General features: G+C 56.7%; 18 protein-coding genes and 2 pseudogenes. 9 read left to right on the top strand and 11 right to left on the bottom strand.

Annotated elements, in window-relative coordinates; translation table 11 throughout:
* The 8 genes and pseudogenes from AC0TOF_RS00770 to AC0TOF_RS00735 all read right to left on the bottom strand — a co-directional run.
* Positions 1 to 135 (bottom strand): annotated as a pseudogene (locus AC0TOF_RS00770) (IS6 family transposase); the annotation flags it as partial.
* A gap of 40 nt (positions 136 to 175) precedes the next feature.
* Complete coding sequence (locus AC0TOF_RS00765; RefSeq protein ID WP_473766845.1) at positions 176 to 1,201, bottom strand: FAD:protein FMN transferase; 1,026 nt, start codon at positions 1,199 to 1,201, stop codon at positions 176 to 178.
* Positions 1,191 to 1,733, bottom strand: coding sequence for a nitrous oxide reductase accessory protein NosL (locus tag AC0TOF_RS00760; protein WP_473766844.1), 543 nt, complete (start codon positions 1,731 to 1,733; stop codon positions 1,191 to 1,193). Before AC0TOF_RS00760 ends, AC0TOF_RS00765 begins: the two co-directional genes overlap by 11 nt.
* The gene (locus AC0TOF_RS00755) at positions 1,730 to 2,560 is read right to left on the bottom strand and encodes an ABC transporter permease subunit (protein WP_473766843.1); all 831 of its coding nucleotides are present in this window, start codon (positions 2,558 to 2,560) and stop codon (positions 1,730 to 1,732) included. Before AC0TOF_RS00755 ends, AC0TOF_RS00760 begins: the two co-directional genes overlap by 4 nt.
* Complete coding sequence (locus AC0TOF_RS00750; protein WP_473766842.1) at positions 2,557 to 3,489, bottom strand: ABC transporter ATP-binding protein; 933 nt, start codon at positions 3,487 to 3,489, stop codon at positions 2,557 to 2,559. Before AC0TOF_RS00750 ends, AC0TOF_RS00755 begins: the two co-directional genes overlap by 4 nt.
* A complete protein-coding gene (locus AC0TOF_RS00745) occupies positions 3,482 to 4,870 on the bottom strand; it encodes a nitrous oxide reductase family maturation protein NosD (RefSeq protein WP_473766841.1) in 1,389 nt (462 codons plus the stop codon). Before AC0TOF_RS00745 ends, AC0TOF_RS00750 begins: the two co-directional genes overlap by 8 nt.
* Positions 4,871 to 4,875: 5 nt before the next feature.
* Positions 4,876 to 6,792: a TAT-dependent nitrous-oxide reductase gene (gene nosZ, locus AC0TOF_RS00740; RefSeq protein WP_473766840.1), complete on the bottom strand. Its 1,917-nt coding sequence runs from the start codon at positions 6,790 to 6,792 to the stop codon at positions 4,876 to 4,878.
* Positions 6,793 to 6,812: 20 nt separating this feature from the next.
* A complete protein-coding gene (locus AC0TOF_RS00735; protein ID WP_473766846.1) occupies positions 6,813 to 9,053 on the bottom strand; it encodes a 4Fe-4S binding protein in 2,241 nt (746 codons plus the stop codon).
* A 427-nt stretch (positions 9,054 to 9,480) separates the two neighbouring features.
* Between AC0TOF_RS00735 and AC0TOF_RS00730 the strand changes: the two are divergent.
* The 3 genes and pseudogenes from AC0TOF_RS00730 to AC0TOF_RS00720 all read left to right on the top strand — a co-directional run.
* Positions 9,481 to 9,962, top strand: a pseudogene (locus tag AC0TOF_RS00730) (IS66 family transposase); the annotation flags it as partial.
* Positions 9,963 to 11,175: 1,213 nt separating this feature from the next.
* Entirely contained in the window at positions 11,176 to 12,156 is a 981-nt protein-coding gene (locus AC0TOF_RS00725) for a sugar-binding transcriptional regulator (protein ID WP_473766839.1), read from the top strand.
* A 60-nt stretch (positions 12,157 to 12,216) separates the two neighbouring features.
* Positions 12,217 to 14,271 (top strand): bifunctional aldolase/short-chain dehydrogenase, encoded by a 2,055-nt coding sequence (locus AC0TOF_RS00720; protein ID WP_473766838.1) that lies wholly within the window; start codon positions 12,217 to 12,219, stop codon positions 14,269 to 14,271.
* Between the two features lie 158 nt (positions 14,272 to 14,429).
* On the opposite strand, the gene AC0TOF_RS00715 is transcribed toward AC0TOF_RS00720, so the two are convergent.
* Genes AC0TOF_RS00715 through AC0TOF_RS00705 form a run of 3 tightly spaced genes read right to left on the bottom strand, consistent with a single transcriptional unit; the run spans position 14,430 to position 18,084 of the window.
* The gene (locus AC0TOF_RS00715) at positions 14,430 to 15,473 is read right to left on the bottom strand and encodes a substrate-binding domain-containing protein (RefSeq protein WP_473766837.1); all 1,044 of its coding nucleotides are present in this window, start codon (positions 15,471 to 15,473) and stop codon (positions 14,430 to 14,432) included.
* A gap of 50 nt (positions 15,474 to 15,523) precedes the next feature.
* Complete coding sequence (locus tag AC0TOF_RS00710) at positions 15,524 to 16,570, bottom strand: ABC transporter permease (RefSeq protein ID WP_473766836.1); 1,047 nt, start codon at positions 16,568 to 16,570, stop codon at positions 15,524 to 15,526.
* Positions 16,570 to 18,084, bottom strand: a complete 1,515-nt coding sequence (locus AC0TOF_RS00705; protein ID WP_473766835.1) for a sugar ABC transporter ATP-binding protein — start codon at positions 18,082 to 18,084, stop codon at positions 16,570 to 16,572. The genes AC0TOF_RS00710 and AC0TOF_RS00705 overlap by 1 nt, the downstream gene beginning before the upstream one ends.
* Before the next feature lie 144 nt (positions 18,085 to 18,228).
* Between AC0TOF_RS00705 and mtnK the strand changes: the two genes are divergently transcribed.
* The 6 genes from mtnK to AC0TOF_RS00675 form a co-directional block, all read left to right on the top strand.
* On the top strand, positions 18,229 to 19,500 hold the full coding sequence (gene mtnK, locus AC0TOF_RS00700; RefSeq protein WP_473766834.1) for an S-methyl-5-thioribose kinase: 1,272 nt from the start codon (positions 18,229 to 18,231) through the stop codon (positions 19,498 to 19,500).
* A complete protein-coding gene (gene mtnA / locus AC0TOF_RS00695) occupies positions 19,497 to 20,591 on the top strand; it encodes an S-methyl-5-thioribose-1-phosphate isomerase (protein ID WP_473766833.1) in 1,095 nt (364 codons plus the stop codon). Before mtnK ends, mtnA begins: the two co-directional genes overlap by 4 nt.
* 4 nt (positions 20,592 to 20,595) lie before the next feature.
* Complete coding sequence (locus tag AC0TOF_RS00690) at positions 20,596 to 21,531, top strand: transketolase (RefSeq protein WP_473766832.1); 936 nt, start codon at positions 20,596 to 20,598, stop codon at positions 21,529 to 21,531.
* Positions 21,532 to 21,533: 2 nt separating this feature from the next.
* Positions 21,534 to 22,535 (top strand): transketolase family protein, encoded by a 1,002-nt coding sequence (locus tag AC0TOF_RS00685; RefSeq protein ID WP_473766831.1) that lies wholly within the window; start codon positions 21,534 to 21,536, stop codon positions 22,533 to 22,535.
* Positions 22,535 to 23,650, top strand: coding sequence for a RuBisCO large subunit C-terminal-like domain-containing protein (locus AC0TOF_RS00680; protein WP_473766830.1), 1,116 nt, complete (start codon positions 22,535 to 22,537; stop codon positions 23,648 to 23,650). The genes AC0TOF_RS00685 and AC0TOF_RS00680 overlap by 1 nt, the downstream gene beginning before the upstream one ends.
* Before the next feature lie 184 nt (positions 23,651 to 23,834).
* Positions 23,835 to 24,144 (top strand): hypothetical protein (locus AC0TOF_RS00675; RefSeq protein ID WP_473766829.1); only part of this gene is annotated, 310 nt, incomplete at its 3' end.

Below are 24,144 nucleotides of genomic sequence, written 5' to 3'. Positions count from 1 at the left end.
GATCCCTCGGTATGCCAGCATGTCCTCGACCATGCGAAAGCTCAGCGGAAACCGGAAATACAGCCACACTGCTTCAGCGATAATCTCAGGCGCAAAGCGGTGGCGGTGGTAAAGCGAGGAGCGACGGTCGTGCATGCCCTCCTATCCACTGCTGAGATTTACATCAAAGTTAACGTTACGGTGCCGCTGCAGGCAAGGGGAACATTATTGTTTCGCCAGAGCGTGTCTGTGCAATCACAGACATATCCGGTTCGCTACCGACAACTGCTTCGATCTGCTTATTTTCCATAAGGCTGAACGCAGTTGCCCAGGCATCGGCTCGCGCTGCATCGCGGCCCAAGACGGTCACTCGGCGATAAAGTGCCGCTGAAAAACCGGTTTTGGGGTTGAGCAAATGGTTAAACCGTCCGGACTCCTCGAACTGAAAGCCCGTGAAGCTGGATGTCGCGAGTGCCTGATTGCGGATATCCACATACTCTTCCGCCGCGGCTCCGGTTTCCAGATCGGCGATGCCAATACGCCATGCCGTGCCGTCAGGCCTTGGACCGAGAGCGCGATACTCCCCCATGTCGACCAACGCATGTTCGACCCCTGCCCTTTGCAACAAGGCCGTCACCCGGTCGGTAACGTAGCCCTGCGCAATACCGTTTAGCGTCAGAGACATTGATGGCTTGGAGAAAGCAATACGATTCTCGTCGAACAGAACGTGATCGAACCCTACCTTCGCCAGCGTTTCATCCCAAAACTGTCGCGATGGTCCGTCAGGAGAAGGGTGTTCTTGTGAAAAATGCTTCTTCAGACAGTTCCAAAGGGGCTGTACCGTCGGATCGAAAAGGCCGTCACTGGCCTGCCAGCATTCACGGCAGATACGCAATACCTCGACCAGATCAGCTGAAGGCGATGCCAGCGCCCCATTGCGATTAAGTTTGGAGAGTTCTGAATCCGAGCGATAGAGGCTGAAGATGTTCTCCAGCCTTTTGGCCTCTTGAGCCGCTTCACGCAACAACCGTTCAGCGGTCGAACGATTCGGATGATAGAGTATGATCTTGGCAGGTGCCCCCATCGCCTGGCTACGACAGATGATGGGCTCAGGAAGGTCGAGTGAAACTGCGCGTTTTGGAATGGCCCAGAACACTAACCCAGCCACACCACTCGCAAGTACAAGCCGACGACTGAGACGCTGTCCACCTTCAATGCGCATGGCTTTCGGCTCCAAGATCGAAGGGCCGCGCTGACTGACCGCCGAGAACGTAATCCTCCGGTATTTCGGTAAAAGTGCTAATACGGCCGCCCTTTTCCGCAACGAACTTCTCCGCTGCTTCCCGTGTCGAAAACGGTACGGCCTCCTGTGCTCCCATTCCGCCTACAGAAGCGCTTTCAATCACGAAAAAGGCTTTGCGCGCATCGACCCAGTTTTCCGCTCCCGGTTCTTCCCAGCTCGGCGCTTTCGCCATATCTGAAACGTAGATCGCCACGATCCCTTTTGGCTCCTCAGGCAGCATCGTAAAGGCGAGCGTATCACGGGCGGTAGAGAACCATACTGCCTCGTTTGTCGGCTCCAGAATGATTTGGCCCTTGGGGCCAGGGTGATCCAGAACATTCATTCCGCAATATCGGCCCATTGCGCTTTCCGTCAGTGCGAAAGGAGCCATCACGGCATCATTCTTTTCGTCCGGAGAACATCCTGCAAGCAGAACCAGAAACAGGGGGGCAAGAAACAGAGCGCGTTTCATAATTCTTTCCTCGAAAAAACCAGCATGGAAAGGGACAGTGGCAGCATGACCCAGAGACCGAGCGCTAATGTCAGAGCTGGAGTAGAGAGCGTAGCGTTCCCGGCTATGCCGCCCATGCCAGTCAAAGATCCGGCCTGTCCGAGACCGAAGTTGAGAAGCCGGTAGGTGTCGGCTGGATTGAGAAGAAGCAGACCGTTGAGTATGCCACCGCCGACAATGCGGCCCTGGTCGAAAACCAGCAGAGCAAGTAGTGCTGCGTCATAGATCAGCACAAAGAACAGCCAGACGCCGATGGCGATACCGGCTGCTGTGCTCCGCTCCCGCACCAGCGTACTTGCGAGAAAGCCAATAGCAATGAACACTGCTCCCAGCAGGACTGACGAGATAATGAGTTTGAACATCGACAGCCAGCTTCCAGCGTCCACGCCAGATCCGGTAACGATTAGCGCCACAGCCGCCGCACTGTACCCGAACAATGTCGCGAAGGACAGAATACCAAGCTGACCAATGAATTTTCCAAGAACCAGCTGAAACCGGCTTATCGGATAGCTCAGAAGCAGCAGCATCGTGCCGCGTTCCATTTCCCCGACAATCGCGTCATGCGAAATGAGAAGGGCAATGAGAGGGATGAGAAAGATGGTCAAGCTGGAGAGGCTGACGATCACAACGTCCAGCTTGCTCGCGGCAACCGAACTCCCGGTGGGTGCGCTGCCGAGAAAAGTCATGCTCAGGGCTAATGCCGCAAGCAGCAAGGTGGTAGCGAGAACCCAGCGATTACGCAGACCTTCCTGTATTTCCTTGGAAGCAATGATGAGAATATTGTTCATTCCGCTGCCTCCGCGAGGGCCGCTTCCCCGGCATTAAGGAAGTGGGCGTAAAGTTCATCCAGTGTCGGCGGAACGAGATCGAGTTCCATGAGATTGTCGTTCATGGCCACGATTTCACGGACAAGAGCCATCTTGCCTTCCGTCGGAGCTTCCGTTTCGAAGATATCCGGGCCGAGACGATGCCAGCGCAATGCAGAATTGGCGGTTGTCGAAGGCAGCCGGGAGACGTCTGACGTTTGCACCCGTATGCGAAGCGGTAATTGTGAAATCCGGCGCAACGCATCGATGGAGCCATCGGCAATGATCTTGCCCTTGTTCGCGATGATGACGCGCCCGACTTTGGTTTCCAGTTCGGTCAAGGCATGGGATGACATGAGGATTGTCGCGCCTTTGCTCCGCAATTCTTCAAGAACTTCATAGAAGCTCTGACGCAAGGCGGGATCGAGACCGGTCGTCGGCTCGTCAAGCAACAGAACGGACGGTTGCCCTAGCAATGCCTGCGCAAGCCCCAGTCGCTGGCGCATCCCCTTCGAATAGGTGCCAACCCGCCTGTTCGCAGCATGGGCGAGGCCGACGCGCTCCAGCAGCTCTACATTCTGGGCAACCGGCATTCTCTTGAGCCGCGCATAGAAGCCGAGCGTTTCCGCTCCCGTCAGCGCCAGATTGAAAGAGACGTGCTCAGGCAGATAGCCAAGCCGCAATCTGGCGGCAAAGGCACCGGTCGCCGGATCCTCGCCCAACACGCAAACCGCGCCCTTGGTCGGGCGGATCAGACCGAGCATGAGCTTTATCATCGTCGTTTTTCCAGCACCATTATGGCCGACCAGCGCAATGCTTTCTCCAGCGTGGAGGCGGAAACTCGCATTGCTGATGGCGTTGAACCCGCCATAGGACTTTGTGACCTGATCAAGAATGACAGTCTCAGTCATTTGGCTTTCCTTCCGCCGGATCGGCCGGATGCGGCTGCTTCATAAGGGGATAGCTATCGACGACACCGCCCGGCAAAAGCGCCGGGAACTGGGTCTGTGCCCAGCGGATTGTCTCGATTGCCGGACTATTGATGAGAATTTTTGCCTGTGGCGCAGTCCACAAAACCTTGTCGATCAGATCATTGGGCCGGTAAGGACTGTCAGCGATACCATCGCCATTGAGATCGAAGGCCGGATTGTCGCTCCAGTAATTGCCGCGTCCATTGACCGACCAGTCGAGGTTGCGCGTACCGACATATTTCACCTGATTGCGGTTGTTGATGAAGGCGTTGCCGCTCATGGCATTGCCCTCGGAACCGGCAGTAAAGTGAATGCCTATGCTGCAGTTCTCGAAACTGTTTTCGGTGAACTTGTTCTTGTTGGCGTTGTAAATGAAAACGCATTTTTCCGGGCCGAGCCGCGAGGTTTCGCCCGTCTGGGTTTCCGTCTTGTCGTCCGCGGGAAGACCGTGTTCAGCCTTCTGGACACCGGCATCGAGCCAGCGATCTATCGGTTGCATACGCCCGATCACGCGATTGCCGGAAATGACCGAGCTATTTGCATAATTGAGCAACAAGCCGTGATCCCGGTCGCCGTCAGACAGGTTGTCCAGCACCTTGAGACGGTTGGTGTACATGATCGCGAAACCGACCGAATTGTTGCGCGAAACATTACCGATGACCTGGCTGTCATCTGTGTACATGTAATGGACCGCGAACCTGACATCCTCCATCACATTGTCGCGAAAGATATTCTTGCGGCTGGCATTGGTATAGATGCCGTCGCGCCCGTAGCTAATGAGGTTGCCGATCACCTGTGCGCCGGGCGCATTCCAGATGGAAACGCCGCTGCCGGTCTGCGCCATCCGCACGCCTCGACGGCCAATGATCTCATTGCCGCTCGCGATGGAATTTGCGGCGCCATGCAAATAAATCCCGTAGAGGTTATCGATTAGTCGATTGTTCTCGACGCGTGCGCCCGTGGCGGTTTTGGCCACGAAAACTCCGGAGTTGAGGTCGGGCATGTTTTCACCCGAACCGCGCACTTCCAGCCCGCGCACAATCGCGTCCGGCGCGTTGACCGTTATGGTATTGCCCGAGCCAAGTCCGTCCACAATGGCACCTGGCTCGCCAGTCAGTTCAATGGCGCGGTCGATGGTAACCGTGCCATTGTGCTTGCCTTTCAGAAGCCGGACGACATCGCCCGGCTCCGCTTTGTCGATAGCCGCCTGTACGCCTTCGCCTGCTACGACATCGATCTGCCGTGCCTGCAAACCGTCGCAAAGAACGACGGTCAGCAGCATTGCGGCACTGAAGGACTGAAACCGGCGGGGGAACCTCATGGCAGTCAGCCCTTCTTCGGTTCCACGAGCATCCGGCCCTTCATTTCCATGTGCATGGCGTGGCAGAACCACGAGCAGTAATACCACCACACGCCCGGCTTGTTGGCCGTGAAGGTGACAGACGCCGTCGCCTGTGGTCCGATCTCCATGTTGACCCCGTAATTGATGATGGCGAAGCCGTGCGTAAGATCTTCGATCTCGTCGATATTGGTGACATACACCGTCACCTCATCGCCCTGCTGGACGGTGAACTCGGTTAGACCGAAGGCTGGCGCGGCAGACGTCATATAAACGCGCACCTTATTGCCATCCCGGATCACCTCATTCGCGTCCATCAGGTCGAGGCCATCGGCTTTCGCCTGAGTGACAGCATCGGCGAAGAATGGATCCTCACGGCTCCAGAAGTTGACGGGATTGATCTTGGAGCGATGAACAATCGTTGCATCGTGCGGTTCGGCAAAACTTGGTCCATCATGGACAATCACCATCTTCTCACCGGAAATATCGATGAGCTGGTCATTTTCCGGCTTGAGTGGGCCGACATTGAGATAGCGATCCTTGGAGAATTTGTTGAGCGAGATCAGCCACTGACCGTCAGCTTCCTTGGTTTGCCCCATGGAAGTGTGATTGTGACCGGGCTGATAATGCACATCGAGTTTCTGACGGATCGGATCGACCTTTTCACCCTTGAAGGCTCGCTTGGCGTCCTCGATATTCCATTTGCAGATCTGGCTGTCGATGAAGAGCGTTGTATAGGCGTTGCCCTTGCCATCATAAGCCGTATGCAATGGCCCAAGTCCGAGTTCAGGTTCCGCAACCACAGCATCGCGGGGCTTGATCTTGTCGTCGAAAAGTTCATCGAACTTGCGAACGTCGAACACGGTAACGGTCGGCGACAACTTGCCGTTGGCAACCACATGGATACCGTCTGGCGCAGTGTTGATGCCATGCGGGCTGTTCGGCACAGGAATATAACGCGTATATTTGGAACCGTGACGTCCATCGATGACCGGCACACCGTTGATTTCCTTGAAATCACCCTTGGCAACCGCCTCTTCGATACGCTTCAGGTTGAAGATGACGATCCAGTCCTGCTCGCTCGACATCATTTCGGCGAGCGTCGTACCCTCTTCCGAATTGTAGCAGGTGGCAAAAGCATATTTGCCCTGATAATCGCAGTCGACATTGTCCAGATTACCATCGACCATGATCTGCCAGGCAACCTTCATGGTCTCGCCGTCAACGGCCGTGAAGATCGCGTGATATTGCTTGGTATCGGCCAGATTGCTGCCGTCGTTCGGGATCGGCGCGCGATCTTCACCGTTGCAGAAGACATATCCGGTTTTCGGATATTTCTGCACGCGCAAACCATGCACGGTGTGCTGGTTCGGGAGCTGAATGATCTTGTCGCATTTCATCACATCAAGACGGATGCGGCAGACACGCGTATTGGCCTTGTCGTTGGCGTAGAGATAGCGCCCGTCATAGGTGCCTTCCGTGAAGGACGGGTGCGGGTGGTGCAAGTCACCATTCAGGAAAATGCCCCCGCGATCTTTGAGGAACTCTTGGTCCTGCGGCAGAAGGCCTTCGGTCAGCACTTTCAGGCTTTCATTTGTCTGGCCCCAGCCGGTCGCGCTGTCGCGATTGAACACTGGAATGCGCATCAGTTCGCGCATTGATGGCAAGCCGACAATACGGACTTCACCGCTCTGACCGCTGGAAAAGAAGACGTAATATTCGTCCAGCTCTCCAGGCTTCACCTCTGCACTGTGGCCAGCACCGCCGGCAGCTGCTATTGCCGGTTCGGTTGAACCTGCAAACAGCGCTCCACCAAGACCGCTTGCACCGGCAGCAGCCACAAAGGCTGACGAGCCGAGCAGCTGTCTTCGACTAAGCTGCGTTTTTTTGGTTTCTTCAGACATGCTTCTCTCCTTTAGAAAAGTCAGACTTCAGGACCGGTATCCGTAAGGCCTTCAACCGGCTTTCCTTTGACTGATATGACGGGCCTGGCCGGTCCACCGCCACGTTCGGCGGTCGCTGCGAGCGGGGCATTTCGGGCTTGAAATTTTTCACGCTTCACGCGCACCTGGATCATGTGCGGGCAGCGTTGGTCGTCGTGATAGAGTTCCTGACAATGCATGCAGTAAATGCATTCATTGACGTTGATCTGTCCCTCTGGTTGGATCGCCTCAACCGGGCATTCCTTGGCACAACGGTGGCAGGGCGAACCGCATTCCGGCCAACGCTTAAGCCATTCGAACATACGGACGCGTCCGGGGATGGCGAGAGCCGCGCCGAGCGGGCACATATAGCGGCAGTAGAATCGCTCGATGAACAGGCCTGCTGTCAGAAGTGTCAGCGCATAGATGACGAACGGCCACTCACGAGCGAATTTGAGAATTATCGAGGTCTTGAACGGTTCGACTTCCGCGAACACTTCTGCCAGCGCAACCGAATAGAGCGACAACCCAAAAAGGCCGAGGAAGATCATGTATTTGAGGGGCCAGAGGCGTTCGTGCAGTCCCCATGGAAGTTTGACCTGCGGCACCTTCAGCCATTGGGCGAGATTATTGGTAAGTTCTTGCAGGGCGCCAAACGGGCACAACCAGCCGCAGAAGGGTCCACGCCCCCAGAACAGCAGCCCCGCCGCCACCGATGCCCACAGAATGAAGATCAGCGGCGATGTCAGGAAGAATTCCCAGTTAAAGCCGGTAATCAGGGAGTTGGTGAAGGTCAGGACGTTGACGACCGACAATTGTGCATTGTTGTAGAAACCGAGCCAGACAAGGATGAACAGAAGATAGCTGCGCCGCAGCCAGGTGAAGAAGCGCGGATGCCGGACCAGACTGTTCTGGAAGAAGAAGATGCCGACAAGAACCGTTATGGCAAAAGCGGTGATGACCACATTGGCACGATTCATCTCCCACATCCGGACCCAGAGCGGATTGCCCTCGCCCAGAATGTCGGCTGCATTGGCTTCGCCGACCGGTTGCGGCTGACGCGGTGCATCTGCTGTCGTTGCTGCAGGCTGCACGGGAACTGGTTCCGGCTGCTTCGCCAGATACTTTTCCGGCAAACTGTAGCCGAGATCATAACTGATATTGGCCTTGTCCCGCGCACCGAAACCGCGTTGTACCAGAAGCTGCAGATCCCACGGTTCTGTCACGTCGAAGCCAAACCCGTCAGGCACCTCGAACACTGCTATCTCGCGCAGGCGCGGTGCGCCTTCGGCCATGATATCGCCGATACGGGTATGGTTCTTGTCGCGGAAACGTACGCCCTGCCCATCCTGCATCAACTCGATGCGGTCAAAGATACCGCCGCGCACATATCCGGAGCCCTTGAAAGAATAGGCTCCGTCGCCCGCAACCAGGATCGCCTGACGTCCTGGCTTCAGCCGCTTTTGCAAACGTTCGAAGCCATCCTTGCCAAGCAGGCTGATACCGATCGATGGCACCGATACTGGCGCAACATAAAGCTCAATGAATTCGTCTTCAGGGTTGGTTGATTCGGGGTTTTCGGCGGCACGATCATGTTTAGCGTCACGGAATACCTGTGTAACGTCACCAACCGACAGTTTCAGGCTGCGGACCGAACCGTCACCGATCAGTGCCTGCCAGTCCTGCTCATCATGGATCTCCAGATCAACCGTGCGCTGCGCATCGGCTGCGGCGACCTGCACAGGCGCATTACCGAGTCGCCCACTACGAACGAGCCCGACGGCCGAGCGAACGACACTGTCTCCCATGACGAGCACAGTAACTGTGGCACCGCTGACGATTTCCACCTGCGGAGGCTTGTTCTGGCCAGCCGCGACAGCACTCATGTCACTGTCGACCAGCGAGTTCAGCGCAGCCACAACCTTCGCTTCGGGAATGCCGATCAGTACGATCGGCTCTTTGTGGTCGACCAGTTTTATGCCGCGTATGACACCTTTGGTATCAATGCCGACGACGATATGGATGGGTTTGCCCGAATAACCGATGGAACTGGTGAAGTCAGAATTCAAATAAGCATAACCGATCACCTCGCCCCGCTTCATCAGTGGTGCGATTGGCGGCTCGCCCTGCGGCTTGCCGATAGCATCGGCCTCTTTGAAGAGAGCGCTTGCCTCAACCTTGGGAAGGTATTTTTCCAGATCAGCGGCGGATGCCGTGGTCTGCCAGCAGAGCGCCAGAATCATCGCCGCCAACACGACGACACTGACGGCTTGTAGTAAAAATGAAAATGGCTGACTGACACTTGGAAAACCCTGTTCCGGCAGTCGGAAAGCAGGCGCGACCATACGGCCCAATAATGCTATTTTCACGTCCAACCTGCATTTGCTCTGCTATTATTTGCGAGCATGTCTTTCGGTTGGAAACTATCAGATCAGACAGAGAGTTCATTGATTTGGAACAAATAGAACCCCACAAATCCTCCAAATGCAGGACATATAAACAAAAGGAGACGTACGGTCCGGCGTCTAATCCGACTGTCTTTGCCCTGCGCCGGTCTTCATCAAGGGAGAATGAGCCGTGGCGAATGATGGAGAAACTTTCCTCGGTATTGACCTTCCGAAACTAAAGAATAGGATTGCCGCCGAGTGCAGGAGACGGAGCTCGCTTCAGGGCTTGCGCCGCATTGCCGAATTCTATGCCGTCGAGGCTGATATCCGCGGCATATCACCCGGTCAGCGCCTTTCCGCCCGCCAGACCCGCACTGCGCCCCTGGTGGTGACCTTCGGTGAATGACTTCAGACACAGCGTTGCAAGGTATCCGCCAAATCCCGTCTGGGAGAAAAGCTCGCCTATATCCATAACCAATGGGACGGCCTGCTAACCGTCCTGACGGATGGTCGGATAGAGATCGACTCCAACAGGGTTGAAAATCTCATCCGGCCCATTGCTCTCAATCGCAAGAACGCGCTTTTTATAGGCCACGACGAGGGCGGCATCGCTTGGGGCCGCATCGCTTCACTCATCGAGACCTGTAAAATCAACGCGTCGAACCCTTTACCTATCTCAAGGCTACGCTGACCGCCATCACATGCGGACACCCCCAAAGCCGCCTCGACGACCTGCTCCCATGGAACTTCAAGACGTCAAGCTAAGACACAACTGGTCTGCAGCGAACGCTTACGCAGAGACTCAGATCTGCTGGAAAATTTCAGATAGTTGCTGGTGATCCGGGATGAGTGGATAGGCCTGAACGTGTTCACCTTGAAAAGAACTCAACCGCTAGTCCCTTCGATCGGCAGTTATGCTGATTGCCAGTCAAGACTCTAAGCAATTTTTCACTCTGCAACATCAAAATGGAATATTGTCTTGAAGGGAGTCTAACCGCTGACACCCGCTACTAACTCGTAGTGTTTCTGAAAAATAACGCTATAGGCGACATCCGGCATTCTATCCAGCGTAGCAAACTACCAAAAACCGCAACCCTTCAAGTGAGATCAATATTCGTGGCAAGACCGGTTCACGCGAAGTGGAGAACCGCAGGGGTCATCAGATGCCCGGTCGTTTCAGTCCTGCAATCCATGAGCTCCGAGCTATCGAGGTTTGAAACTAGCCATCGCAGTCCACGGCGGAAGTATCCGCTAAGGTTTGTGGAGCTCATGCTAGCCGCCGCACGAAACAGCCAGACCTCGATAGAAACAAGAACAGGCGCCGGATGAACCGTCCGGTGACAATAATAGCGATGCCGCTGAACCATTGCAGAATTGAACGCCATAGCAATATTCCTTCGGGCATCTTGTCAAGACTAAACAGGATACTTGAAGTTATCGACGTGAGAGCAGACGTGGTTTCGAAAACAGCATCCCTTCAGCTTATATCGAGGAACGAACTGTACAACGGAAGCCAAAAGCCAGGCACTTACCGGGAATATGAAGATCGGTTCTGCGGTGGTTAAGCTTGTAGAAGTCCGGACGAAAGCCCACGGTTAGCAGCACGTCCACCGCATCATAGCAGATCTTAGGTATACTGCGGCATCACGGAAGTTTGAGAACGAGAAATCGATACTACCGGCGCCAATATAACGATCGACACCGCAAGGACGAGGATTCCATTAAAATAGAACGATACGAAGGAAGCGGGTGAGGTGCTCAGAGAATCTGTCTTTTACGTCATCTCGATCCTGGCCGATACCGGGTTTGCCACAGATGATTTTCTGCCTGAGGAAGCGATGTTGTAGGTTTGTTTCCATGCCGTTTCTCGTTGGCGGATGCGTCGGTTCAGCGACGGGAGCGATAAAATCAGCCAAAGCCAACTTGACTTTTGTCAGCGTAATTAACTAATGTCAGCTCAACTACTGAAAGGACTTCAATGCCGGTCCGACCGAATGACCAGATTATTCACAAGGCCGCTTGGCTCTATTATACGCATGGCTTGCGCCAAGACGAGGTAGCCCAGCGGCTCGAAATCTCCCGTGCTTCGATTGCCATGTATCTGCGCAGGGCCCGCGAGATGGGTATTGTCACCATCGCGACGTCTTCTGAACTGTTTTCAGACGATGTGCTGGCCCGCGAACTGGAAGATGCCACGGGCCTGACAACCGCCTGGCTGGTACCGGAAGACCGCCAGGCAATGGACCCGGCTGCTGAAATGCCGGTCGTGGCCGCTTCTGTCTTCCTTGAACTCCTCACTAAAGGCGACCGGGTGGGCGTCGCTTGGGGCCGCACCGTATATCATATCGCCGACGTGATGCCCTTTGCAGATTTGAGTGACGTTACCGTAGTTCAGCTCTGTGGCAATCTCGGCGCGCCCTATTCCTATCGGCCGGACCAGTGTACTACAGAAATCGCCCGTCGCCTCAATGCCGAAGGCATCAACTTCTATGCGCCGCTCGTGCTCTCGTCCGAGCGTCTTGCCGACGAATTGCGCGGCGAGCCCGTTATTAAGGAACAGCTCGCGACAATCCGGGACTGTAATCTGGCGCTCTATTCAGTTGGCGGCATCGAAGAGGACAGCCATCTTGTCAAATGCGGGGCACTTTCAGCCACGGACATGAACGATATGGGCGAAAAGGGTGCCGCAGGCGTCATTGCCGGACAGCTGATTGACCGAGAGGGCCAATGGCTGGATTGCAATCACAACAGGCGTTGCATTTCCGCCGATCTCGATTCCATTCGTGCCATCAAGAAGCGCATGCTTGTCGTCCAGGAAGACAACAAGTTCGAGCCGCTAGTAGCGGCTTTGAAAGGCGGCTTTGCTTCCCATCTCGTCGTTACGACCTCCATGGCGCGCCGGATTCTGGACCGCTGGAGCAAGGATGGGTTTGGCAAAAGCGGCTCAAGCAAGGCTTGAGCCGCGAGAGTTTAGGTCCGCCAATGCCGGCTGGGCCGGTTTATCGGGAGGCTGACTACCATGGAAAATCTCTGGCGCGATGACGAAGCGGAAAAGGTCATTGCCGAATACGCCGCGAAAGGCGTCAACCGCGATTTGGCGCTGCGTACCTATACGACGCGGCTTCTGGGCGGCGAGTCACGACTGGTGCTACACGGCGGCGGCAACACGTCGGTAAAAACCGAGGTGACAGACCTCGTCGGCGACACTCATGCGGTGCTCTGCGTCAAAGGCAGTGGCTGGGACATGGGCACTATTGAACCAGCGGGCCTGCCCGCTGTGAAAATCGACGCTCTGCTCAAGAGCCGCAAACTCGACAGGCTTTCGGACGAGGATATGGTGACGCTGCTGCGCGCCAATCTCATCGAACCCGCCGCTCCAAACCCTTCGGTAGAAGCGCTACTGCATGCTTTCCTCCCGCACAAGTTCATCGACCATACGCATTCGACGGCTATTCTCGCGATTGCGGATCAAGCCGAGAGCCAGAAGATGAGCACAGAACTCTTCGGCAAGAAAATGGGTTTTGTGCCTTATATCATGCCCGGCTTCGCGCTCGCCAAGGCGGCCGCCGAAGTGTTCGAACGGGACCCGACGGTTGAGGGCCTGATCCTCGACAAGCACGGCATCTTCACCTTTGGCGACACTGCAAAGGAAGCCTACGACCAGATGATCCACTATGTCACGATCGCGGAGGATCACGTCAAGAACCACGGTCGCAATCCATTCACGCCCGCCACCTTGCCTGCTTCGCTGGTAAGGCCCGGCGATATCGCTCCCATGCTGCGCGGCGCAGTTGCCGTCGACAAGGGAGAAGGTCGCTACGACAGGATGGTCAGCGTTTTCCGCACATCTCCGGCTATTCTCGATTTCGTCAATGCCCGCGAGGTCTCGGACATGGCGGCGCGCGGTGTCTCCACACCCGATCTCTCAATACGCATCAAGACCGGCCCTATGGTGTTGCCCCCACCGGCCACGGATGATCTCGATGGCTACCGCGCCGTCATCGACGAGCACGTCGCAACCTTCGTCGCCGAGTACACCGAATATTTCCGTAGCAACGATGCGCGCGACGACGTCAAGCGCACCATGCTCGATCCCATGCCACGCCTGACGCTGGTGCCCGGCCTTGGCATGTTTGGCCACGGTCGCACCTTCAAGGATGCAACCATCGCCGTCGATGTCGGCGAGATGTGGATCGAAGCAGCACGCGATGCGGAATCCATTGGTCGCTTTGAGCCGGTCAGTCGTCCCGATCTCTTCGACCTAGAATATTGGTCTCTGGAACAGGCGAAGCTCGCGGGCGCCAGGCCGAAGCCATTCACTGGACAGATCGCTGTCGTCACTGGCGGCGCAGGGGCCATTGGCGCTGCCGTCGTCAAGGCCTTTGCAGCCGAGGGCGCTCATGTTGTTGCGCTCGATCTCGATGGCGAGAAAGCTGCGGCGGTTGCGAAGGCTGCTGGTAACAGTTCCATTGGCATAGCCTGCGACATCACCGATCCCGCATCTGTGCGAGCCGCCTTTGACAAGGCAGTCGCAACATTTGGCGGCGTCGATATTGTGGTGTCAAATGCCGGCGCCGCCTGGGAAAGCCCTATCGCCACGTTGGACGACACGCTGCTGCGCAAGAGTTTCGAGCTGAATTTCTTCGCTCATCAGACCGTTGCGCAAAATGCCGTGCGCATTTTGAAGGCGCAAAAAACCGGCGGTGTACTGTTGTTCAATGCCTCCAAGCAGGCGGTCAATCCGGGCGCAAATTTCGGTGCCTACGGTCTGCCAAAAGCGGCAACGCTCTTCCTGTCACGCCAGTACGCGCTGGAACACGGTGCTGACAACATCCGCGTCAATGCGGTCAATGCCGATCGTATCCGTTCCGGCCTGCTGAACGATGAGATGATCGCCAATCGGGCTGCGGCTCGCGGCCTCTCCGTCAAGGACTATATGGGCGGCAATCTGCTTGGACTTGAAGTGACGGCCGAAGACGTTGCCCGCGCCTTTGTCCATCACGCCCTAGCCGAACGCACGACTGCCGACGTGACTACCGTCGATGGTGGAAATATCGCTGCAGCAATGCGTTGATCTTTCGGCTGGTGCAGACAATTTCCTTAGCCTTCCAGACATACAGAAGGGGCGGTCCGATGAACCGCCGCTTCTTCATTCCATCATGTCTAGCGCGGTCGTTTCGCCACATTATCCTACGCAAAACCGCTTCGCGCCCTTGCTGGAAATGCTCTAAATCAAGGCTTCGTCATCCACGCAGGCATGGCGACATCCGCATGGGCAAACTGCGGGAGCTTGGTGCCGAGCTCTTCCATGTTCTTGATGTCCTGATCGTTGAGGTCCTTCTGGGTGATCAGCGTCGGCGGCACGATAACCTGCTTGCCCGGGTCCTCACCGGCCAACAGCATAGCGAGCGAGCGCACGGAAACCTGACCGACTACAGCCGGGTTGGTCGCTGCGGTCGCAACCCATGCAGAACCGGATTCACGCATGGCGGCGATGTCGGATGTCGAGATATCCGCCGAGTAAATTTTCACATCGGACGACATTCCGGCTTCGTCGACCGCGATTTTCACGCCCTTGGCAAATTCGTCATAGGGTGCAAACATCACAGTGATATCCGGGTTGGCAGAGATCACTGAGCGCGCCTGATTGGCGACGGAATTGGCAATGGGATTATCCATCGTACCGAACTGGGCAGCTTCCTTGATGCCGGAATATTTCGCCTTGAACTCTTTCCATGTCTCGTCACGTCGATCCAGCGGCGCGATGCCAGCGACATAGACATAGCCAGCCTTGAAGCTTTCGCCATTGTCCTTAATCGCCTGTTCAAGTGCCAAGCGAGCGAGATCGCGATCGGACTGCTCGACTTGCGGAATTTTCTCGTTCTCGACGTTCACATCGAAAGCGACCACTTTTATGCCCGCGTCAACCGCACGCTTGGCGGCTTCCTTCATGGATTCCGTCAGGCCATGCTGGATGATGATGCCCTGCACACCAAGCGCAATGGCCTGATCGACCATATCCGCCTGTAGAGCCGCATCCTGACGGCTGTCGAACACCTGAAGCTGAACGCCCAGCGCCTTGGCCTGTGCTTCGACGCCTGCAAGGTAGGACTGGAAGAAGTCGCCGGTCGACAGATAGCGCACGAGCGCGATTTTCACCTCACCGGGTTTGTCGAAGGGTTTCGGCATATCAGCCGCAAGGGACGGTGCGGCGAATGTTGCCGCAGCCATCAGCCCGAGCGTCAGCTTGCCCATGGTTCTACGCGTGAAATTCATGTCAGTCTCCTCCACTGATCAATATTGGTAGCCCGCTGAAGGTTCCCGCCTCAGCGTTTGCCTCTTTTCGAGAGCGCAAAGGTGAAGATCAAGGCGATGACGAGCACAGCGCCCTTGACAAAATCCTGGGTGTAGTATGGCGCGTTCATCATCGTCAGGCCTTGCAAGAGAATGCCAACGAAGAGAGCGCCGACGGCGGTGCCGAACGCGTTCGGCTTGGCGGCACCGAGCACTGCAAAGCCAATGAGGGCTGCAGCAACGGCATCGAGAAGCAGATTATTGCCCGAGGCGATATCACCGCGCCCGAGACGGGCGGCGAGCAGAATGCCGCCGATAGAAGCGAAGACGCCCGAAATGATATAGGCAGAAATCTTGTAGGCATTGACGGGCGCCCCTGCGAGGCTTGCAGCTCGCTCGTTGGAGCCAACAGCATACATCATGCGCCCGAAGCGGGTGTATTCGAGGAAAAACCAGATGAGGATGGCCAGCACAATCAACACCACTACCGAAACCGGCACAAGATTGGGCAGGATGAAATCGAAACGGTGGCGACCGAGTGCCAAAAAGGCCGGGCTGAAAGCGCCGGTGGCGGTCGAACCATCTGGAAGTGTCATGCCCGTTGCGATCGAGCGCCCCTCGGTCGGGATGCGTTGCAGGCCGAGCAGCAGGAACATCATCCCAAGCGTCGCCAGAAGATCCGGAACCCGCATATAGACAATTATGATGCCGTTGATCAGGCCGACGAGCACACCAACTGCAAGGCATACTAACGTTGCCGTCAGGGCGTCGCCGCCCATAACCACCATAACATAGGACGATGCCATCATCGCCGTGGTCGCCACGGAACCGATGGAAAGATCGAAACCGCCCACAACGAGTGTTGCCGTAACACCAAGCGCCAGAATACCGGTGATCGACACGGATTGCAGGATGAAGACCGCGCTCTGAGGCGAAGCAAAACCGCCGGTCACAGCCGAGAAATAGAGAACCATGCCAGCCAGCAGTACGAGGAAGCCATATTTGATCGCGGTTTCCCGGATGTTCAGCGCCAAAGGTGGAACTGCGCCGGTGGCGGATTTGCTCTCTTCACTTATCATTATGCATTGACCTGTTGATGGGATTGTCCAGCAATCTCGGAAAGCAGCCGCTCGACATTGATGTCGGCATTGCGGTGCTCGCCCACGATGGTGTGTTCCGACATTACGAGGATGCGGTCGGCAACTTCGAAGGCTTCATCGAGCTCTGTCAGGAATAGAATTGTAGTGCGCCCTGTTGCTGAAGCACGCAGCTTCTCGCCTATGTCGCGACGTGCAGCGATATCGACGCCCTGGAAGGGCTCATCCAGGATAAGCAGCCGCGACGGCTCCGAAAGCCAGCGGCCAACCATAACCTTCTGCTGGTTTCCGCCCGACAATGTCTCCATTTCGTCGCGCTCGCTGCGGCAGACGACGCCGAGCGACGAAATCTGCTGGCGCGCCGCCGCTTTCTCTGCCCGGCGGCGCGCAATACCGAAAGTCGAAAGCCGGCGCAGGAACGGCAGGCTGATATTCTCATAGATATTGAAGTCCGGCACTATGCCGCTGATCGCACGGTCCTTGGCGACAAGGAAAACGCCTCTGGCGATCGCCTGACCCGTGGTCCCTGGCGCATAACTCACGCCATCCAGCGTCATTTCCCCCGCTTTCGGCGCGCGCGCCCCAAATAGCGTTTCCGCAAGCGCCGTTTTGCCGACGCCAACAAGACCCGTGACGGCGACGATCTCGCCATCACCGAGATCGAAATTGAAGGGTCGCGCCTGTTCAGAAAGCTTAAGGCCCCGCACGCTAAAGACCGGACGACTCGCATCACGCACCGCAACGGCACCAGCCGATACCTTGCGCCCCAGCATGGCATTGACCGCACCCTCGTAATCGAGTTCCGGCCCCTCGAAACGGCCAGCAATGCGGCCGTCGCGTAGCGACACGATGCTGTCGGCAAGGCGACGGATATCCGACATGCGATGCGAGATATAGAGAATGGCGACACCCCGCGCCTTCAACCGATCAACGAGGTCGAAGAGACAATCCGCCTCGGCACTGGAAAGCGACGATGTCGGTTCGTCGAGGATCAGCACCTTCGGTTCATGCGCCATGGCACGAGCAATCGCCACCATCTGGCGATCCGCAAGGGTCAGGTCAGTGATATTGGCCGAAAGGTCGAGGGCAAGGCCCATACGCGAGGCGACCGCCGCCGCTTCGCGACGCACCCGGCGCGGATTGAAAAAAAGCCGCGCACCACGCCCGTTCAACCGATCGAGGGTGAGATTGGTCGCAACATCGAGATCGGCGACAACGCCATCGTTGATGTTCTGGTGCACAGTGACGACGCCCGCCCGGATCGCCTCGGCAGGCGTCGCTGGATCAAAGGCGGCGCCCGCCAGGATCATGGTACCCGCACCACGCTTATAAACGCCGGAGAGAATCCGCACGAGCGTCGATTTTCCGGCGCCATTGGCACCCATCAAAACCGTCACTGCGCCTGCTTTGAGATCAAGGTCCACCCCCTGCAGCACCGTCACCGGCCCGAAGGATTTGCGCACGCCCTTAATGCGAAACACTGGCTGTTCGCTCATAAATTCCTCCCATTGAAGCCACGTTAAGATAGGCCACCATCAAATGTCAAGACCATTGACATTTGACAGAATGATGCCTTAGCTGTGGGAAAGATGGCATGGCGGCGCATGGTGGAGGCGGCCCATGCGCAGGAGGAGGACATAATGGACAGCCACGTCTTCGAGGCGCTGAGTACAGAGACACTGCCGGTTCGACTGGGCGGCAATGCCGCCCTGAAAGAAAAAGTAGGAAGCGATCCATCCCGCTGGACCATCAGGGAAATCGGCGATGGCAATCTCAATCTTGTCTTCATCGTGACGGGCGAGACTGGAGCAGTGATCGTCAAGCAGGCACTGCCCTATGTGCGTCTTGTCGGTGAAAGCTGGCCGCTTCCGCTCAAGCGCTCATTTTTCGAATATCATGCGCTGAAGCGCCAGGGTGCGCGTGACCCGGGCATGGTGCCGGAAATCCTGTTTTTTGACGAAGCGCAAGCCATCATCGTCATGGAGTTCCTGTCACCGCACATCATTCTGCGCCGCGCGCTGATTGATGGTCGTGAACTGCCCAAGGTCGGTCGAGACCTCGGCCTTTTCGTCGCCCGCACGCTGTTCCGCGGTTCCGATCTCTCCATGGCGACACGCAAGAAGAAAGCGGACGTAGCCCTGTTTTCCGATAATGTCGAGCTTTGCGACATCACGGAAAATCTCGTATTTTCCGACCCCTATTTCGAGGCAAAGCTCAATCATCACACCACGCCGCAGCTTGATCCAATCGTGGCGGAACTGCGCACAGACCGTGAGCTCAAAGTAGAAGCGCAGCGGCTGAAACACCTCTTCTCCGCCAAAGCCGAGACACTCTGCCATGGCGATCTGCACACCGGTTCGGTCATGGTGACTGACGACGAAACGCGTGTCATCGACCCGGAATTCGCCTTTTACGGTCCAATCAGTTTCGACGTCGGGATGCTGATCGCCAATTTCTGGATGAGCTATTTTTCGCAGGCCGGACATGAGACCACACCGGGCGCTCGCGACAGCATGCGGGCCTATCTGCTCGATACGATCGACACGCTGTGGGAAACGTTTCGAGCTGAATTCGCCCATCTCTGGCATACGGAGCGCAAGGGCATCCTGTATCAGGCAAGTCTCTTCGAAGATCGCCAGGACCCGCTTGCCGCCGAACAAGCGCTCAATATCGTCATCAATGAGATCTGGCACGAAATGCTGGGCTTTGCCGGCATCGAAACCCACCGCCGCATTCTGGGCCTTGCCCACAATGCCGATTTCGAAACCATCATTGACCCCGACCGTCGCGCCTCGTGTGAGAGCAAGGCGCTAAAGTTTGGGCGCCACCTCGCCGTCAACCGGCAGCGCATCCAAAGCCTGCGGGATATCCGCGAGACCGTGGAGCGGCTTGAAAAGGAGATATTTGCGTGAAAGTCGGAGAACGCCATTACCATACGATCTGGTTGAACGAAGACAGGCGAGCAGTCGACATCATAGACCAGCGCTGGCTGCCACATGAATTTCGTGTCGTAACGCTGAAAACCGTTGCCGATGTCGCCGTAGCAATCCGCGACATGTGGGTACGCGGCGCACCGCTGATCGGTGTGACGGCGGCCTACGGTGTCGCCATTGCGATGGCGAAAGACTCATCCGATACACATCTTGATGCCGTATGGGAAGAGCTGAACGAGACACGTCCGACCGCCATCAACCTGCGTTGGGCGCTGGATGCAATGCGCGAATATCTGCACCCCTTGCCGGGAGCCGAACGTGCAGATGCTGCTTACAAGCGCGCCGCCGAGATCGCCCAAGAAGATATAGAGTTCAACCGCGCAATAGGCGCGAACGGTCTTGATGTCATCCGCAACATCGCTGCAAAGAAAAAGCCAAGCGAGCCCGTGCGCATCCTTACCCATTGCAACGCCGGCTGGCTTGCCACCGTCGATTATGGCACTGCGACCGCCCCGATCTATATGGCCGTCGAGGAAGGAATCCCGGTCCACGTTTATGTTGATGAAACGCGCCCGCGCAACCAGGGCGCCTATCTGACGGCGTGGGAAATGAATGGTCATGGCGTGCCGCACACCCTGATCGTCGACAATGCCGGCGGGCATTTGATGCAGCATGGCGATATCGACATGGTGATTGTCGGCACCGACCGCACCACGGCAAACGGCGATGTTTGCAACAAGATCGGCACCTACCTCAAGGCACTTGCGGCGCGGGACAACGGCGTACCTTTCTATGTTGCGCTCCCCTCGCCGACCATCGACTGGACGGTACATGACGGGATCAAGGAAATTCCCATCGAGGAACGGACCGCCGACGAAGTAAGTTTCGTGCAGGGGCGCGCAGCCGATGGCTCCATTGCAAGCGTGCGCATCTCGCCCGAAGGCAGCCCTGCCGCCAATCCCGCCTTCGACGTCACGCCAGCGCGTCTCATAACCGGCCTCATCACGGAGCGCGGCATCGCAACGCCGTCGCCTGAAGGCCTGAAGGCGCTCTTCCCGGAAAGGAGTTGAGGCGATGGTTCTAACCAACGAAAAATCCACCGAGGAAATCGCACTCGGTATCCGCAGGCGTGTCTTCTTCCATACGATGAAGAATAATGGCGGCTATCTGAGCCAGGCCTGCTCCGCCGCCGAGAGCCTTGCACTGCTCTATAATGAGTTGTTAACTCTCGGCGAACCGACATTGCCTAAAGTGCCTTTGCCTTTCCGTGGCGTGCCCTCGGCCCATAATCCGGATGCCTTTACCGGTGCTGGCTATCATGGTCCTATCGGTCCTGGCTTCGACCGCTTCTTCATCTCGCCCGCTCATTATGCACTCGTCATCTATTCTGCGCTGATCGAGATGGGGCGCATGGACGAACATGCGCTAGACCATTTCAACAAGGATGGCAGCTCGGTCGAGATGATCGGCGCCGAGCACAGCCCCGGTTTGGAAGTGACCACGGGCTCGCTGGCACAGGGCCTATCCATGGCGTCGGGCGTTGCGTGGGCGCGACTGCGGAAAAAGGAACCCGGCAAAGTCTGGGTCTATATGTCAGACGGCGAATTCCAGGAAGGCCAGACCTGGGAATGTCTCGCGGCGATGAGCTATCACAAGATCGACAATATCCGGGTGATCGTCGATGTGAACCGCCAGCAATGCGATGGCGCCATGTCGTCAGTGCTCGACCTTGGCGACCTTGCGTCGCGTGTCGCGTCCTTTGGCATCACCTGCCGTTCAGTGGACGGTCATGATCTGGGAGCGCTGCGTGGAGCGGCTGAAAGCGCTGAGGCCGGCAAGCCGCTTATCATTCTCGCCAACACCTCGCCTTTTAAGGGCATGGATTTTCTTAAGAAGCGTTTCCCACGCCTCCACTATGTCCGATTCAAAAGCGCGGAAGAGAGGCTGGAAATGCAGACGGCGCTTGCTGCCGAACTCGGCATTGACCTCACTGCGATGGGAAGGGCCTGATCATGGTCGAAATCGTCAATCGTCCCTATGCAAAGGCTTTTGAAGTCTTTGCAATCGCGCGTCCGGAAGTTTTGTGCCTTTCGGCGGACCTCACCTCGTCCTGCGAGGTCGACGGCTTTCGCGACCGGCATCCTAAGCAGTTTCTCACTCTTGGCATGGCCGAACAGAACATGCTGTCCTTCGCCGGCGGTCTCGCAATGCAGGGCTACCGACCGTTTGTCCATACCTTCTCGGTATTCCTCTATCGCCGCCCCTATGATCAGCTGATCAACTCGATTGCCTATTCCAACCGCAAGGTACGACTGATGGGCTTCCTTCCCGGCATCACAACACCGGGCGGCATTACGCATCAGGCGATCGAGGATATTGCGGTGCTGCGCGCAGTACCGAACATGACGATCCTCGAAACGGGCGATGCAACGGAAGTCGAAACCGTGCTGGAAGTTGCCGACAGCATCGACGGCCCGGTCTATGTGCGCATTTTGCGCGGCGAGGTGCCTCGTCTGTTTTCAACGCCCTTTGAATTCAACAAGCTGCGCACGCTTTCGCAAGGCGATGACATCCTCGTCGTCTCCTCTGGAGTATGTACAGAAGAAACCCTGCGAGCCACTGCTCCACTCGCTGCGCGTGGTGTCGGCATCCATCATCTTCACGCCTCGACGCTGAAACCATTCGATAAGGACGGTCTCCTGAAAGCTGCACGCGGCAAAAAAGGCATCGTCACGCTGGAAAACCACACCATCGTCGGCGGTCTCGGCTCACTGGTCGCGGAAATCCTCGCGGAAGAAGGCCTGGGCATTCGTCTCAAGCGCCTTGGTCTCAATGATACTTTTGCACACGGCGCCTCCAAGCCATATCTCATGAAGAAGTATGGACTCGATGCGGGCGCTCTGGTTTCCGCAATTGAAGAGCTTGTAGGCGAGAACCTTGCCATCGGTGAGGAGGAACTGGCGGAGGTTCGCCTTGATCATGTGCATTCCGCACAGAAGGCCGAGGCGCTCTGATGGCGGCGCGCTTTACAGTTACCTATTTCGTGCGTGCTGCCGACGAAACGGAAGCCAGGGCGCGCGCACTGGATATAGCGCTGGAACAGACCGTGGAAATCCCACGCAGCGTCGTGCCGAAAGGTTACGTCCAGGACGAGATACTCGGTCGGTTGGAAAGCCTGTGCAGGGATCCTGAAGGCAGGCCGGGTTTCCTTGCCGCAATCTCCTACTCGGACGACGACGTTGGCGGGGACTTCCTGCAATTCCTCAACATCGTCTTCGGCAACAGTTCCATCAAGCCCGGCATTAAGGTGGAAGACATCGGCCTGTCGTCGGGCCTGCTCAAACTCTGCAAGGGTCCACGTCATGGCATTGATGGCTTGCGGACCCGTGCCGGCATTGGTCGAAAACCTTTACTGATGTCCGCCATCAAGCCAGTGGGTCTGCCGACTGCGGCCCTCGCTCGCCTCGCTCGTGATTTTGCGCTTGGCGGCATGCATTTTGTGAAAGATGATCACGGCCTTGTAGACCAGAAGACGGCCCCCTTCGAGGAGCGGTTGAGAGCCTGCGTTGAAGCAGTAGGTGAAGCGAATGCAAAAACAGGCGGTCGCACGAGTTTCGTTCCCAACATCACAGGTCCCGCAACGGCGATCATGGAGCGGGCAAAACAGGCTCAGGAACACGGTGCGGGAGGTGTCATGATCGCCCCGGCACTCGCGGGTTACGACGTCATACGGGCCCTTGCTGGAGATCCGGATTTTTCCCTGCCCATCGTCTCGCACCCGGCCTTTTCCGGCGCCAACGTCGTCTCACCCGATTGTGGCTTCTCGCACCGCGCCTTTTTTGGCACGTTGCACCGCCTGATGGGCGCTGACGCCGTGGTCTATCCAAATTTCGGTGGCCGTTTCGGCTTTACTCGCGAGGAATGTCAATCAATCGCAAAGGCCTGCTTCATGGATATGGGTGGTCCAAAGGCCATCGTCGCGGCACCCGGCGGTGGCATGACCTTCGCCCGCATCCCGGAAATGCGCGAAGCTTACGGAGATGACATCATGTACCTCGTCGGCGGTGCACTGCTGTCGGAACCTGATCTGATCAGCGCATGCAAACGCCTTGTTGCCGCAACGGAGTGAACAATCTCGAAGTCCTAATTGTCAACTTTCGCTGCGAACTGCCAGGATTGACGCGCTTCTGTAAACTTTGGCCACCTGATGCCCCTTTGAAATTGATCACGGTTTTCAGATACCTCGCTCAATTGTGCCCAAAGGGACAATATCGCAGCAGAAGTGAATGTTCCGTCCATGTGACCGGTCTCGGATGATCCGCCTCGCAAAGCTGAAATTGCAAGCACGCGTCAAGGCGACAAGGCACAATGCAGAAATAGCTATTGCCCCATATATTGAGGGCTTCTACCTGTCCGTCTTCATTCTTCACTCGATTATCCGAGCCCAGGTCAGTTCGAACAAATGGCCGACTAGTGGCAGAAGGCACCGTAACGTTAACCTGCTTACGGACATATCCCGGACTTTGAAGCTGCTTTTATGCAGATTACAGGCCAGCGATATCGCGCCAGATAGTATTGGCGGTTTGGCGCAGCTCGCGGTGAATCGCAGAGGTGAAGCGGTCG

This window comes from Ochrobactrum sp. PL_is501 (genome assembly GCF_055816895.1).
This window is presented reverse-complemented; position numbering and strand designations above follow the sequence as displayed.